At 65.4% G+C, this 13,979-nt stretch carries 11 protein-coding genes; 6 read left to right on the forward strand and 5 right to left on the reverse strand.

What is annotated here, in order from left to right; all coding sequences use genetic code 11:
* Nucleotides 1-21: 21 nt before the first annotated feature.
* Entirely contained in the window at nt 22-1,122 is a 1,101-nt protein-coding gene (locus AB0J47_RS13330; protein ID WP_364344870.1) for an aminotransferase class V-fold PLP-dependent enzyme, read from the reverse strand.
* 401 nt (nt 1,123-1,523) lie between these two features.
* On the opposite strand from AB0J47_RS13330, the gene AB0J47_RS13335 reads away from it, so the two are divergent.
* From AB0J47_RS13335 to AB0J47_RS13350, 4 genes are all read left to right on the forward strand, one after another.
* Nucleotides 1,524-2,360, forward strand: coding sequence for an SDR family oxidoreductase (locus AB0J47_RS13335; RefSeq protein WP_364344873.1), 837 nt, complete (start codon nt 1,524-1,526; stop codon nt 2,358-2,360).
* Nucleotides 2,361-2,431: 71 nt separating this feature from the next.
* Nucleotides 2,432-3,481, forward strand: coding sequence for a 3-oxoacyl-[acyl-carrier-protein] synthase III C-terminal domain-containing protein (locus tag AB0J47_RS13340; RefSeq protein ID WP_364344876.1), 1,050 nt, complete (start codon nt 2,432-2,434; stop codon nt 3,479-3,481).
* Nucleotides 3,482-3,484: 3 nt separating this feature from the next.
* Entirely contained in the window at nt 3,485-4,396 is a 912-nt protein-coding gene (locus AB0J47_RS13345) for a hypothetical protein (protein ID WP_364344879.1), read from the forward strand.
* A gap of 221 nt (nt 4,397-4,617) precedes the next feature.
* Complete coding sequence (locus tag AB0J47_RS13350) at nt 4,618-6,657, forward strand: LuxR C-terminal-related transcriptional regulator (RefSeq protein ID WP_364344882.1); 2,040 nt, start codon at nt 4,618-4,620, stop codon at nt 6,655-6,657.
* Between the two features lie 4 nt (nt 6,658-6,661).
* Here AB0J47_RS13350 and AB0J47_RS13355 read toward each other — a convergent pair whose 3' ends face one another.
* Together AB0J47_RS13355 and AB0J47_RS13360 are read right to left on the reverse strand one after the other, a co-directional pair.
* The gene (locus tag AB0J47_RS13355; protein WP_364344885.1) at nt 6,662-7,894 is read right to left on the reverse strand and encodes an MFS transporter; all 1,233 of its coding nucleotides are present in this window, start codon (nt 7,892-7,894) and stop codon (nt 6,662-6,664) included.
* A 16-nt stretch (nt 7,895-7,910) separates the two neighbouring features.
* Complete coding sequence (locus tag AB0J47_RS13360) at nt 7,911-9,128, reverse strand: hypothetical protein (RefSeq protein WP_364344888.1); 1,218 nt, start codon at nt 9,126-9,128, stop codon at nt 7,911-7,913.
* Nucleotides 9,129-9,418: 290 nt separating this feature from the next.
* Here AB0J47_RS13360 and AB0J47_RS13365 point away from each other — a divergent pair, with 290 nt between their 5' ends.
* On the forward strand, nt 9,419-10,459 hold the full coding sequence (locus AB0J47_RS13365) for a DUF4389 domain-containing protein (protein ID WP_364344891.1): 1,041 nt from the start codon (nt 9,419-9,421) through the stop codon (nt 10,457-10,459).
* A 4-nt stretch (nt 10,460-10,463) separates the two neighbouring features.
* Here AB0J47_RS13365 and ligD read toward each other — a convergent pair whose 3' ends face one another.
* Both ligD and AB0J47_RS13375 read right to left on the reverse strand, forming a co-directional pair.
* A complete protein-coding gene (gene ligD / locus AB0J47_RS13370) occupies nt 10,464-11,417 on the reverse strand; it encodes a non-homologous end-joining DNA ligase (protein WP_364344894.1) in 954 nt (317 codons plus the stop codon).
* A gap of 209 nt (nt 11,418-11,626) precedes the next feature.
* Nucleotides 11,627-12,967: an MFS transporter gene (locus AB0J47_RS13375; protein WP_364344897.1), complete on the reverse strand. Its 1,341-nt coding sequence runs from the start codon at nt 12,965-12,967 to the stop codon at nt 11,627-11,629.
* Between the two features lie 128 nt (nt 12,968-13,095).
* Here AB0J47_RS13375 and AB0J47_RS13380 point away from each other — a divergent pair, with 128 nt between their 5' ends.
* Nucleotides 13,096-13,977 carry a LysR family transcriptional regulator gene (locus AB0J47_RS13380; protein ID WP_364344900.1) on the forward strand — a complete coding sequence of 294 codons (882 nt, stop codon included), beginning with the start codon at nt 13,096-13,098 and terminating at the stop codon, nt 13,975-13,977.
* The last annotated feature ends 2 nt before the right edge of the window (nt 13,978-13,979 follow it).

Below are 13,979 nucleotides of genomic sequence, written 5' to 3' on the forward strand. Positions count from 1 at the left end.
CTATCCGAGCCGTTTTATCGGCTATGGATCAGCGACGCGAGATGTCACTCCGCGGGTAGGGTAGCGGCGACCATGACTGCGACGGGACATTGCTAATCTCACCGCCATGATGAACTCGAGATTTGCTCTGGCACTGTCCGTTCCGGTACTCGCCACCCTCGTCGGCATACCGCTACGATCAGCTACATAGCAGGCGTCACAGTCGAATGTGGTGAGCAGCCATTTGTGCGGATTGGTGGCGTACGAGTCCGCATAGTCGTTGACGCCGTGATGAATCCAGCGCAGTTCGGGGCATATGGCGGCCACTCCGGCGTGTGCGGCGTCTACGTGCAGCCAGGCACCGAATTCCGTGCAGACAGATCCTATTTGTGGGACGGGATCGATAGCGCCGGTCGAGGTCGTACCGATTGTCGCCAGCACCATTGCGGGGGTATAACCCGCAGCAATATCGCGCTTCATCGCGTTCCGAAGTGCGTCCGGGTCCATCGAGAAGTCCGCGCGAGTGTCGATCGTTCGCAGCGCCGCGGCACCGAGCCCGGCGACGCGGGCGGCTTTCTCGCATGCCGAATGCCCTTCGGCGGATGTGTAGACGGTAAACCGACCGCTTGCCACACCGTCACGCGTCGCCCGTCCGTTCGAAGCCCTGTGCAGCGCGGCGAGCAGGGCCACCAGTATTGCACTGGAGGCGGTGTCCTGGATGACACCACCTCCGCTGCCGGTGGAAAGAAACCGATCGGACAACCCCAACAGTCCGGCCAGCCAATCGAGGACGTGCTGCTCCAGTTCGGTACATGCCGGGCCGGTCTGCCACATCATCCCCTGCACATTCAGTCCGGCAGTGAGCAATTCGGCCAGCACTGCCGGTCCTGAAGTATTGCTCGGGTAGTAGGCGAAGAAACTCGGATGTTGCCAGTGTGTGAGACCTGGCACCACAATCGTGTCCATATCTTCGAGCACCGCATAGAAATCTTCACCGTGCTCCGGCGCCCGGGCCGGTAGTTGCTCTCGCACCTGTCCCGGTTTCACCTGTGCGAGGACGGGTAAGGACTCCACTCGGTCCCAGTAGTCCGCAAGCCAATCCACCACCGCGCGACCGTATTCCCGAAACTCGTCCGCGGTCATATGCCTGGGCGCAGGATCGACGGCTTCCGGCGCCGGCGACCACTGAGCATCTCGCATATATCCGCCCTTCCTCGGTGTTCCGATGACGGTCACTGTACTTCCGGTGCGCCGGTTTCCCGACCGTGCGGCCTATGCCGTCGTGGTGGCAGCCAGATATGCACCCGGATCGGGGATTGCCGCTCAGATGGAACGACCTCCCCCTATCCACCCCTATCGGCAGTCATGCACGATGGCTACAACTCCGGCGCAGCATCATCGGACCGAATTCGGCACGCGCGCGCTGATCTGCACAATCGATGAACCGCCCGCGGCCACCTGGCCATTCGCACACATCGGGCAACTCGCCGAAGCCACCCCGAGAGCGGATTTCGGACATGCCATCAATGGCAAGGTGATCGAACATGAAGACGATCCTGATTACGGGGGCCACCTCGGGCATCGGTCTCGAAGCCGCGCAACAGCTCGCCGCAGGGGGCGATCGGCTGGTGTTGGTCGGCCGGAATCCGCAGAAGCTCGCCGACAGTGCGGAATTGGTACGGGCCGCGGGGGCGGGGGCCGTCGATGCGCTGGAATGCGATATGGCATCGCAGTCGTCGGTGCGCCAACTCGCCAAGGCGGTCGAAGCCACCTACGACCGCATCGATGTACTGGCCAATAATGCGGGCGGCTACCACCCGACGCGCACCGAAACCGAGGACGGTATCGAGGCGACCTTCGCCACCAACCATCTCGGCGGATTCCTGCTCACCGAACTGCTCATCGATCTGCTGGTGCACAGCGCCCCCGCGCGCATTCTGTTCACCTCCTCGGTGATGCATTACGGCGCGACCCTCGATTTCGACGATCTCGGGTTCCGCGAGGGCTATTCGGGCGAAAAGGCCTACAGCCGGTCCAAATTGGCCAATGTGCTCTACACCCGCGCACTGGCCGATCGGCTGGCGGGCACCGGCGTAACGGTCAATGCCTTCCATCCCGGCGCGGTCGCGACCGGTATCTGGAACTCGCTGCCGTGGTTCGGGCAACCGATCATCGCGCTCGGCAAGCGGCTGTTTTTCATCACCGCGGCCGAGGGCGCCGCCGCACTCACCTTCCTCGCGACCGATCCGAGCGTCGCGGAGGTGACCGGCGCCTATTTCCGCAAGACCCGCGAGCGCGAACCGTCGCGGTTGGCCCGCGACGATGCGCGTGCCCGCCAATTGTGCGAGGTGAGCGCAAGTTTGGTCGGGCTGCCCGGATAAGGCGATCCACGACAGCGCCGTCGAAACTCCTGGCAACACAGGGAAATCACGCGACACAGAAAGCAGGGGTAATGCTGCGCACGCGTTTCGAGTCCATCGGCTCGTACACACCATCCACCGTCCGTTCCACCGAGGAGATCATCGCCGGACTTGCGGTACCGAGATCCCTTGATCTGGAACGGATTACCGGTATCAAGAATCGTCGGGTCTACGACTCCAGCGACGAGGGCTACGAATCCTCCTTCGATCTGGCGCTGCGCGCCATCGAGGACTGCCTGGCGCACTCCGACTACGCCCCCGATGAGATCGACGTAGTCATCTCGGCCTCCATCACCCGCACTCGCGGCAAGGAAATCTTCTGCTACGCACCGTCTTTCGCGGTCATGCTGGGCAAGGAGATCGGCACGACGAAGGCTCGGCACTTCGACGTGTCGAATGCCTGCGCGGGCATGATGACCGGGGTGCTGGTGCTGGATCGGATGATCAAGGCCGGCGTGGTGCGCAATGGACTGGTGGTCAGCGGCGAACAGATCACCCCGATCGCCGAGACGGCGGCGCGCGAGATCAACAAACCATACGACCCGCAGTTCGCCGCGCTGACCGTCGGCGATGCGGCGGTCGCGGTGATGCTCGACGATCGCGGTGACGACGACGACGAAATCCACTACGTCGAACTGATGACCTCCGCCGACGGCGCCGAACACTGCATCGGCATGCCCAGCGACCAGGCCCCCGGAGTCGCGCTCTACACCGATAACCGCGCGATGCAGAACGAGGGCCGCTATCTGCAGGCCATCAACCGCATGTCCACGTTTCTCGAGGAGACCGGGCGCACCTGGGAGAGCGAGAAGTTCGACTACTGGATCCACCACCAATTCAGCGCACCCGCCATCGAGTACATCTCGCACCTAACCGAACGCCACTTCGGCACCCCGATGCCCCAGGCCCTGAATGTGCTGCACGACTTCGGCAATACCGCGTCGACCTCGCATTTCGTGGTCCTGCACGAATATCTCGCGCAGCAGAAGATCCCCAAAGGCTCCAAGGTGCTGATGATTCCGGAGGCATCCGGAATCGTCTCCGGGCACCTAGCCGCCACCATCTCCCGTCTGGAGGCCTGAGCCATGCCGACCACCATCCTCGCGGCAGCCATCAATGCCGATCTCGATACCGGCAGCTATTTCGAACTGGCGACCCGCGCGGCCGCCTCCTGCCTGGAACAGGCCGGCATCACCCCCGAGCAGGTCGGAATGCTGATCAATGCCGGAGTCTTCCGCGATCAGAACATCTGCGAACCCGCAGTGTCCGCGCTGATCCAGAAGCGAATCGGCATCGGCCTCGAATACGCGCCCGGCCGGGTGCCCGCCTTCTCTTTCGATCTGATGAACGGCGGGACCGGCCTACTACACGCGATCGCGACCGCCGAATGTTTCCTGGTCAGCGGCGAAGTGTCGTATGCGCTGCTGGTCGCCGGTGATACGCATCCGTCGACCGAACGTCATGTCGACGGTTTCCCCTACAGCACCAGCGCCGCCGCGATCCTGCTCGGAACATCGAACACCACAGGCGGATTCGGTGCACTACACACCACCGACACCGCCGGTCCCGCCGATCCGATCGCCTGGGTAGCGATGGGCGAGGTGGGTGCGAACGGCCGCTCGGCCATGAGCACCAAGGCCGGTGCCGACGATCTGGTCGAATTGGCCGCGGTGGCGGTGCGCGACTGCCTGAGGGCCGAAGGATTGGACGCCACCGATTTCGCCGAGGGCCGCGCGGTGCTACTCGCGCCAACCTGGACCCTCGCCTTCCGTGCCCGTCTGGCGTCTGCACTCGGGTTCACGTCGGAAGCGATCGTCGGGATCGATCCCTCGGTGGACAATCCGTACTCCGCGGCTCCGGTGCACGCGTATGTGAGCGCGCGCGACAGCGGCGCCCTCGCCGCGGCACGCACGGTGCTGTTCCTGGCCGCCGATGACACCTCGGCCGCCTGTCTGGCCTACCACCAGCAAGTACTCGCGCGCGCCGGGAGTCGATGACACGAAAGGCATTGAAACACCTCATATTACGTAGGTGTCATCAGTCGACGTGACAGGATCGGGCGGGCGAATTAACCTGTGTTCACCGGCTGGATCATCGGGCGCGTGGACGCGTCCTTCCCGCTGCGACGATGCCGCATCCTCAGTGCACCCGAGCTGCTCGTTTTCGATGGTGCTCTCCCACAGTCGGGCTCACCACCTCGACGAAGGGCCTTGCGAGAATGTGTCAGCCTGTCCCGCCACACAGCGACCCCCTAGCGCACCGCGACCACTGGGCCGACTTCGCCAAATCCCGGGTCGGTCAGGCCATGGCCGTACTCGGCACCGCGAGCACGGTCGGCCTGGTCGCCGAGCTGCTGGAGGTGGACGAGGCCGCGGTGCGGACCGTCGTTCGACAACTCGCCGAAACCGCGCGCTTCGAACATGCGGAGGTCGGTGCGCGGATTCTGCGCAATACCCCCGACGAGGTCCGGCGGAAATTGCACAGTCGGGCGGCGGAACTGCTGCACCATCGGGGTTTTCCGGCGAGCACCGTCGCCGACCATCTGGTCGACGCCGGTGCCGCCGGTTACCCGTGGGCGGTCGAGGTACTGCGCACCGCCGCCGAGGACGCGATCACCAATGATCAGATCGAACCTGCGGTCGATCGGTTGGAGTTGGCCTATCGCGCCACCCGGGACGTGGGCGAACGGGCCACCATCGCGATCCGGCTGGTCTGTCTGGAATGGCGGATCAACCCGTCGACTCGTTCGCGCCAGTTCACCCGGTTGAAGGCGGCGCTGCGCGCGGGTCGGGTGCCGCACCACGAATTGCCGGCCGCCGTCATGTATCTGCTGTGGCACGGGCAGGTGCAACAGGCCGATCACGCACTCGGTCAGCTCAACAGCGGTAAGCCGGAGGAGGCGACGCCGGAGATCGACTTCTTGCGCGCCTGGTTGCGCTACTCCTATCCCCCACACGTCCAACGTCACCCGCGACTGTTCGCGGCCCCAGCCCGGCCGTCCAAGGTGTGCGCCGACCAGTATTCACCGCATCGACACGGCGCAGATCTGCTCACCGGCTTATTCACCCATCGGCTCGACGAGATCGCCACGCTCGCACAGCGATTGCTCACCAGTCACCGCCTCACCTCGACCACCATCGAAACCCTGGTCGCGGCCGTGCACTGCCTCATCTACAGCAATCGGCTCGATACCGCCGCGGCCTGGTGCGAATCGTTACTCGCCGAGGCCGATGCCCGCCGCGCCCCGACCTGGCAGTCGATCTTCGCCGGGCTGCGCGCGGAAACCATGCTGCGCAAGGGCAATATTCGTGATGCGATCAGCGATGCGGCGCTGGCGCTGAACTATGTGCCCGCCGAACACCTCGGACTCTGGATCGGCACGCCGATCGCCACGATGGTGCACGCGCTGACGATCTCGGGTCGTCATGCCGAGGCCGCGACTCAACTCGAAAGGCCGGTGCCCCGAACCATTTTCGAATCCCGCTTCGGACTGCCGTATCTACAGGCACACGGCCACCATCACCTCGCGGTCGGACGCGCCGACGAGGCATTGCGCAGTTTCCGCCGCTGCGGCTATCTCATGGACCGCTGGAATATGGACTTTCCCTGGCTGGTGCCGTGGCGCAATGACATTGCGGCCGCCCATCTCGCACTCGGCGAGCACCGGCAGGCACAGGAATTCGCGACCAGACATATCGAGCTGCTCGGGGCCGCGGACCGGCACCGCTCCGGTGGCGTCGCACTCCGGCTGCTCGCCAGCACCAGCGATCGCTATCAGGCCTTCCGCTTGCTGCGCGAGTCGGCCGCGATCGCCCGCACCGGCGGTGACGATGTCGAATTGGCCACGGCCCTCGGCGAACTCGGCAAGGCACACCGCGCCGTCGGCGATCATGAGCGATCCCGCGCACTGCTCCGCGATGCGGCACGCATCGCCCAAACCTGCGGCGCCGAGGTTCTGCTGCACGATCTGCTCGACGGCAAACCGCAAACCGCGACGCAGCCGACCCAACCGATGCCCGCACTGCGCCGGATTCCGGGCGGGCTCGCCATGCTGAGTCCCGCCGAGCGCCGGGTGGCGGAACTGGCGGCCCGCGGCAAGGCCAATCGCGAGATCGCCGATAAGCTCACCATCACCACCAGCACCGTCGAACAACATCTCACCCGCGTCTATCGAAAACTCGGGGTGGCTCGGCGCAGTGAGCTGTACTTCGTCCTATCGATCGGTCCGGCTGATACCGCGGTCTCGGCCACCGGGTAGCGGCCTACGATGCCGCCACGAGTGTGTGCCCGTCTCGCCGGGACTCCGCCTTGGCGACGAAAACCGGGGCGAGCAGACCGGCGGCGAGCAGGATCAGCCCCGCGACATACCAGCCCGCGACCCCGATCCCGATGCACAACCAGGTCAGCAAGGCCGGGCCGAGCGCATCGGCCAACCGCAGTCCGGTGCCGAATACCCCGAGGTATTCACCGACGGCCGCCGGCGGTGCCAAGGCATTCGAGACCTCGAACCCGCCTGCCGTCTGCCACAATTCACCGACGCTCAAGACCGCCGCACCACTGGCGAGAGTGAGCACCGCGAGCCAGCCCGACTGGCCTTCGGCCGCCGCCAGCACAATGCAGGCCAGCAGGAATGCCCATCCGGCGCGCCGTAGCGCGGCACCGCCCGCGCGCGCGGTCGCGACGTTGCGGCTCGCACGGACCTGGAAGAACACCACGATGAAGATATTGAGCATGTCGATCGCGGCGATCGACCAGCGCGGAGCCGTCGTCGCACCGATGATCCACAGCGGAATCGCGACCGACTGAATCCGGTACTGCAGCGACAACACCCCATCCAATAAGGTGAGCGCGAGATACGGCCGATCACGCAACACCGCCCAGCGCTGTCCGCCCGCCTCGGATTCCACCGCAACCGGCCCCAATACGGGTAGCCGCCCGACCAGTAGCGCGGCCCCGGCGACGCAACCAGCACCGATGACAATGGCCGCGTGATAGAAATTCGCCGAATCCCACTGCACGGCCACCGCGGAAAGGCCGATGCCGATGGCTATGCCCACATTCAGAATCGAGCGGATATAGGCCCGGAATTCGTTGGCCCGTTCGGTGACCACACGGGTGATGATCGTCGAGATCATCAGCTGCACACAGGTCTGCGCGGCGGCCGTGGCCGGTATGACGATCAGATACCAGGCGAATTCATCGACGGTGAGAAAGCCCAGGGTGCCGAACGCCGCGAGAATCAGACTGACCCGCAGCACACCCAGCGGGCCGCGTCGATCCGACAGCTTCCCGGCCAGTATCGAGACGACGATGGACACGGCTCCCGCGACGCTGAGGCCGATACCGACCCGCATCGGCGAAATATGCACGATCCGTGTGAAGTAGAGGACGACGGTGGACAGATAGATACCGCTGAAAACGGCGGATGCCGCCGCGATCAGCGTCAATACACGCTGCGTGCCGACCGGCGGCAGGGCAGCAGAGAACCGCGACACGATCCCTTCCCGCGACTCAGGCGACGGCCGCGTCGACAGCCGGATCGTAGGCCACGCAATCCATCCGGAAACCCGCCGCGGTGCGTCGCAGCGAGTCGATGACCTCCACCGTGGATTTACCACGGAAGCGGAAGGCGGCACCGATATCGGCATAGCCGAACGTCTGAGTGATGGTGGTCCCCGGCTGCGGGACCGAGACGTGGTATGGCGAATGCTGCTGCGGTACGTGCAGCTGGACGTCCACCACGGTGCACGGTGGGGTCACCGGCGGATGGATCAGCAACTCACCGACCACCGATTCGTCGGCAAGCGGATCGGCGGCCGGAATCCGGCCCAGTTGGATATCCACGGCTGCACCGAGCAGGTCGTAGCCGTGCACCTCCCGCCACATATGCGTGGTTTCCCCACCCGAGGCCCGCGCGGCCACTTCGAGGAATTGGATACGCGGTGCGGCACCGTCACGACCGAGGAAGAATTCGAGGTGGAAGACCGTCGGTACATCGGCGCTGAGCGCGGTGAGCACGGCCTCGGTGAAGCTCGTGAGCGGGTCGACCAATTCCGGCTCGTCGATCTCGACGTAACCGAGAGTTGTTCCACCATTGGCGAATTCGAGACAAGTGCCGAGGTATTGCGAAGCCCGCCACGGGCCGAGCTCGGTACCGGTCCACACGCCGTCGACGGCGCCGACCTCATCCGGACAGAAACGTTGTACGAGAAAAGGTTCCGAGCTCAGGTCGGGCAATGCCGCGCAATCATCGATGGAATTCAGCCGGATGATGTCCTTGCTACCGCCACCGAGACGGGGTTTGACTATGAGCGGAAAGCCGTGCACCGCAGCGAAGTCCGTAATCGACTCGACATCGCCGACATGGGTGAAGGCGGGAGTCGGCACACCCGCGGTGGCGACCGTCACCCCCATCACCAGTTTATCGCGAAACGGGAGCACGTAGTCCGGGCGGTCACCGGCGATACCGAATTCCCTCCGTAATTCTGCCGCAGTCAGCAAATCGAATTCGTGCAGCGCGACAATGCGCTCCGGCGCGCCGAATCGAGCCGCCAGCGCGTGCACGGCCTCGGGCACGTTCGTCATATCCTCGAGTAATTCGACGGCGGCGGCCGCATGCCGCGGTATTCCGTCGATCAGATCCTTCGCGCAAACGTAGGTGACGGCATTGGCATGGTGGTCGATTCGCTCTAGGTAGGGGACATCGACGCCGCGAACTCTATGGATCACGGTCACATGTGGGGGCACTGGTTCCTCCGCTGACAACAGTCTCAATAGATCCACTGAGGACCCGTACCGTCGAGAGTGGATCGTTCTCTCCGACAACGGAATTGTGCGCCGCACCCATCGGTGGCGCCTGTTCGGAGACGGCTATTTAAGATCCCTTAACAGAGAGCTCGGGGCCGCCGCGGGCGGCGCGGTTACCGATCTATCGGCAACCCACGGGCTACATTCGATCTCACTCATCCGAGTTCTGGACAATTCCGCTGGACGAAGGAAGTGAGTGGGTCGCCGTGGTAATGAACGAGGGATCACCGACCAGTCGCGAAGCGTTGGTCGAACTGGATGTCTTTCCACCGGAGCAACACCGCCGCTGGACCGTTCTGCTGCGGCTGCTGTTGGCCATACCCCAGCTGATCGTGCTCTGGTTCCTGAGCATCGCCGCCTTCGTGGTGATCGTCTGCGGCTGGTTCGGCGCGCTGGTGCTCGGTCGATTGCCCGACTGGTGCGGTGAATTCCTGCGCGGATATTACGGCTACACCGTGCGGGTGCACGGGTATGTCATGTTGCTGGTCGACGACTACCCGCCGTTCGCGTGGAGCGCACCGGATTATCCGATTCGCCTGCTGTTCCCCGCACCCACGCCGTTGAACCGACTCGCGGTGCTGTTCCGACTCATTCTGGCCTTCCCGATCCTGGTGCTGTCGGGCTGGTTCACCACCGGATGGGGGATCATCTCGTTCATTCTGTGGCTGATCGTCCTGATCACCGGACGGATGCCGAGCGCGATCTTCGAGGCCACTGCGGCGGTGCTGCGCACCGAAATGCGGGTGTCCGCCTACGCGTACCTGCTGACCCCGACATACCTGAAAGGCGCTTTCGGCGATAAGCGGGCGGCGCCATCCGGTCCGATATATACCGGATCGCCGAGCGGTCCGATGGGAGGTGCTGGTCGGGTGACGGGTGGGCCGGAACCGGCTGCGCAGTCGCCGACCCGCCCGCTTGTGCTCTCCGGCGGCGGCCGGACACTGCTGATCGTCATGCTCATCGTCGGCATTCTCGGCAGCTTCGGCGAAACCTCCGCGGGCTGGGGCAATGACGATGACAACGACACGGATGCGATCTCCAGTTCACAGCTCGCCCGGCGGGTCGCCATCGACTTCACCGACCAGACCGGGCACACCCCGCAGCACGTGCATTGCCCCGATTCCCTCGACGCCGATATCGGCGCGACGGAGGTCTGCACGGTGACCGATAACGGCATGGAGTTGCGTGCCCTGGTGACTGTCGACGCGATCACCGACGGGGCGGCGCACTTCCGCACCGTCATCGAGCACTGAAAAGCTAACTCTGCCTGCGGGCCCGGGCCCGGCGCTTGCCCTCGTGCATCGCCTGGACCCGGGCCACCGGGATGGTGTGGCCCTCCTCGATGAGATCGGCGGGCAAGGCCTGCGGCGCGGGCATCTCCCGCGCCCACGGATCCCGATCGCCCAACTGCTTCGGTGCGGTGCGCACGGTGAAATCACCCGGGCTGACATCGGCGAGCTGGGCCCATTCGATCGGGAAGGACACCGGTACCCCCGAACGCACGCGCGGACTGTAGGCCGCGACCACTGTCGCACCGCCCGCGCGCGTCGAATCGAGAAAGACCTTCCCCGCACGGTCCTCGCGGATGAATACGGTGGTGGCCAGATCAGGATCGATGCGTTCGGCCCGCGCCGCGATCGCCCGGGTGGCGGCGGCGACATCCTCGATCGCGATTCGCGGCTGGAGCGGTACGAAGATGTGCACGCCCTTGGCGCCGCTGGTTTTCACCGCGCCCGCGAGTCCGTCATCCGACAGCGCCTGCCGGATCAGCTCGGCTGCCAGCACGACCTGCCGGAAGGCGCCGCCCTCGGGCGGATCGAGATCCAGGATCAGATGCGTCGGGCCCGCGGCGTGATCGGCCAGCAGCAGCGTCGGGTGATATTCGACCGCGCGCTGATTGCCGAACCACACCAGCGTGCGCACATCATCGCAGAGGGCGTAGGTCACTTCGCGTTTGGAGGTCTCGGCCCACACCGTCACCCGGCGCACCCATTCCGGCGTGTATTTCGGCAGATTCTTCTGCATGAACGGTTCCTGCCCCGGCCGGATGCGCACCACCGAAAGCGGACGGTCACGCAATTGCCCGACCAGCCGATCCCCGACGAATTCGAGATAGTCGATCAGATCCCGCTTCGTCGCATCGGCACCGTCGAACAGCGGTGCGTCGAGATTGGTCAGCTTGACACCCGCACGAACCTCTTCCCCGCTCATCGGCCAACCATGCACCGCCGCTCGGGGCACGGTCAACCTTCGACGCTCGCGCGTCGCGGACCGTCGGCTCGCGAGGCTTGCCCATTCCGGACGTCTCCGTGTCGCGAACGCTGATCCGTGTGACTGAAATGGCGTCAGCTCTGTCCAGATCGGCGTCCGAGTTGGGACAGACGACGAGTTGTTCGCTGGACCGATTCTCCTCGCCAACATCAGGATTCGGCCGCGCGGGGGTAGCCGAAGACGATGAAGGCGATGGCACAGGCCGCCGCGGAGGTCAGCAATGACCAGCCGATGCCCGGGGTGACGAGTGCACCCATGATTGCGACGCCGAGGGTCGCGCCGACTTGGCGGACGGCGTTGAGAAGGCCACCGACCGCGCCCGTGGTCCCCGGTGGTGCCGCATTGACAATGGCAGTGACCAGCGCTGGAAGGGCAAAGGCGACACCGAATCCCGAAAACAGTAGGCCGAACGCCAGCACCGGATAGCCGAGGCCCGCGAATACTGCCGCGGCCAGCACGACACCGCCCGCTGTCAGCAGGGCGAGTCCGGTCAGGATCGGGCGACGCGGTCCGATGCGGGCCACGAGTTTGCCCGCGAGCGGCGGGATGACGGCGAACGGCACGGTCAGCGGCAGGAAGGCGAGCCCGGTCTGCAGCGGATTCAGCTGTCGCTGCAACAGCAACGGCAGGACGAACAGCGCACCGGTGAGCGCGAAATTCACCGCGGCACCCACCAGCAGCCCCGCCCGCACTCGGCCCGCGCGCAGCAGTTCCCGATTCAATACCGGTGCGGCACTGCGTCGTTCGAGAAATGCGAAAATACTTCCAGCGAGCACCGCGCCGCCGAGCGACCACGCCGTATGCCCCCACGACTGCGCGCCCGCCGCGATCAGCGCATCGGTGCACAGCGCCAGGGCGAGGGCCGCGGTCAACTGCGCACCCCAGTCGATGCGGCGATCACCGCGCGCGCAGGTCACAGCGGATCCGATGCTAAGCCCCAACACGACCACCGCAATGGGAACATTGACCACGAATATCGACCGCCAACCGGCCAGGCCGACCAGTGCACCACCAACGATCGGCCCCGCGGCGACCGCAGCGCCACTGATCGCCGCCCACGTCGAAATCGCCCGCGCGCGTCGACCCGGATCCGGATAGAGCTGAGTGATCATCACCATCGATGCGGGCACACACGCCGCCGCCGCGACGCCCAACAGCACCCGCAGCGCGACCAGCACCCACAGGTTCGGCGCGAAGGCACTCAGCAGCGAGACCAGACCGAAAGCCGCTGTGCCGAAACGGAATACCCGATGCGCGCCATGGCGATCGGCAACGGCGCCCGCCGAGAGCAGCAGGGCGGCGAAGGCGACGGTATAGCCGGTGGTCGCCCATTGCAGTCCGGCGACCGAGGTGTGCAGGGACGCCGCCAGATCCGGCTCGGCGACCGAAAGCACCGTCATATCCAACAGCACCATGAAGTACCCGAGGGATATCCCCAGCAGGGCTCTGGTTGATGCGGACGTACTCGCCCGCGATTGCAGAATGCTCATCCGGTGCAACAGCTCCTCGGTTCGGTGATGACGCGATCGACTCTCGTTGGACGGGCACGTCGGCTCCACCGGCCGCGGCGCATACCGCGTTCGGAATATCCGAATGCTGCGGCGGTGTTGGCCAGGCCATGGAGTTACGTCAGCTGCGGACCTTCGAGGCCGTCGTGCGCCACCGCACGGTCACCGAGGCCGCGGTCGCACTCGAGCTCGCGCCGTCATCGGTGTCCCAGCAGATCCGCACACTCGAAACCGCGCTCGGGGTGACACTTTTCGTGCGCGATCCCAAGGGCATGCGGCTCACGCCCGCGGGTCAGCGGCTCACCGGATGGGCGCGGCGACTGCTCGAACAGGCCGAACAGGCGGTGCGCGACGTACGGGAGGAACGGCCCGTCCTGCGACTCGGCGCATTGGAAACCCTCGCGGGTGCGTATGTTCCGCAGGTGCTGGCGCGGCTGGCCGAGCGGCGGCCCGATATCGAGGTCGAGGTGCGCTCGGATCGGGCCCGCGACGGCCTACTCGCCGATGTGGTCGGCGGTGATCTCGATGCGGCACTGCTGCTGGATTCCGGTGGCGCCGTTGGCGATCTGGGTTTCCCGGCGCCCACCGAACCGCTGGCCTTCCTCGACCTTGATCGGGTGCCGCTCGCCCTGGTCGCCGCGCCGACGCATCCGCTGACGGCGCGGTCCGGCTTGACGCCCGCCGACCTCATCGATGAGCGGCTGCTGGTCAATGTGCCCGAATGCTCGTTCTGGATGGCGGGTGAAAAGGTGCTCGGCTCGGGTCCGCGGCGCGTCAAGGCCGGTGCGGTTCCGGTCATGCGGGCCTGGACCGAACACGGACTCGGCATATCCCTGCTGCCGGAATTCGCGGTCGCCGACGGACTCGCGCACGGCACGCTGGTTCGGTTGGACTTTCCGGTGCCCGATCTGAGTCTGCGGCTGGTGTGGCGGGCGGATCAGGAATCGCTGCCCGAGATGCGCGAGGTCCTCTACGCGGCCGCGCGGCCATGATT

Origin of the sequence: Nocardia sp. NPDC049737, assembly GCF_040674755.1 — a bacterium.
In the GTDB taxonomy this organism is placed as follows: Bacteria; Actinomycetota; Actinomycetes; order Mycobacteriales; family Mycobacteriaceae; genus Nocardia.

Coding starts and splice junctions, on each gene's coding strand:
- AB0J47_RS13330 (WP_364344870.1), bottom strand. CDS start 1,122: ATGACCGCGGACGAGTTTCGGGAATACGGTCGCGCGGTGGTGGATTGG.
- AB0J47_RS13335 (WP_364344873.1), top strand. CDS start 1,524: ATGAAGACGATCCTGATTACGGGGGCCACCTCGGGCATCGGTCTCGAA.
- AB0J47_RS13340 (WP_364344876.1), top strand. CDS start 2,432: ATGCTGCGCACGCGTTTCGAGTCCATCGGCTCGTACACACCATCCACC.
- AB0J47_RS13345 (WP_364344879.1), top strand. CDS start 3,485: ATGCCGACCACCATCCTCGCGGCAGCCATCAATGCCGATCTCGATACC.
- AB0J47_RS13350 (WP_364344882.1), top strand. CDS start 4,618: ATGTGTCAGCCTGTCCCGCCACACAGCGACCCCCTAGCGCACCGCGAC.
- AB0J47_RS13365 (WP_364344891.1), top strand. CDS start 9,419: ATGAACGAGGGATCACCGACCAGTCGCGAAGCGTTGGTCGAACTGGAT.
- ligD (WP_364344894.1), bottom strand. CDS start 11,417: ATGAGCGGGGAAGAGGTTCGTGCGGGTGTCAAGCTGACCAATCTCGAC.
- AB0J47_RS13375 (WP_364344897.1), bottom strand. CDS start 12,967: ATGAGCATTCTGCAATCGCGGGCGAGTACGTCCGCATCAACCAGAGCC.
- AB0J47_RS13380 (WP_364344900.1), top strand. CDS start 13,096: ATGGAGTTACGTCAGCTGCGGACCTTCGAGGCCGTCGTGCGCCACCGC.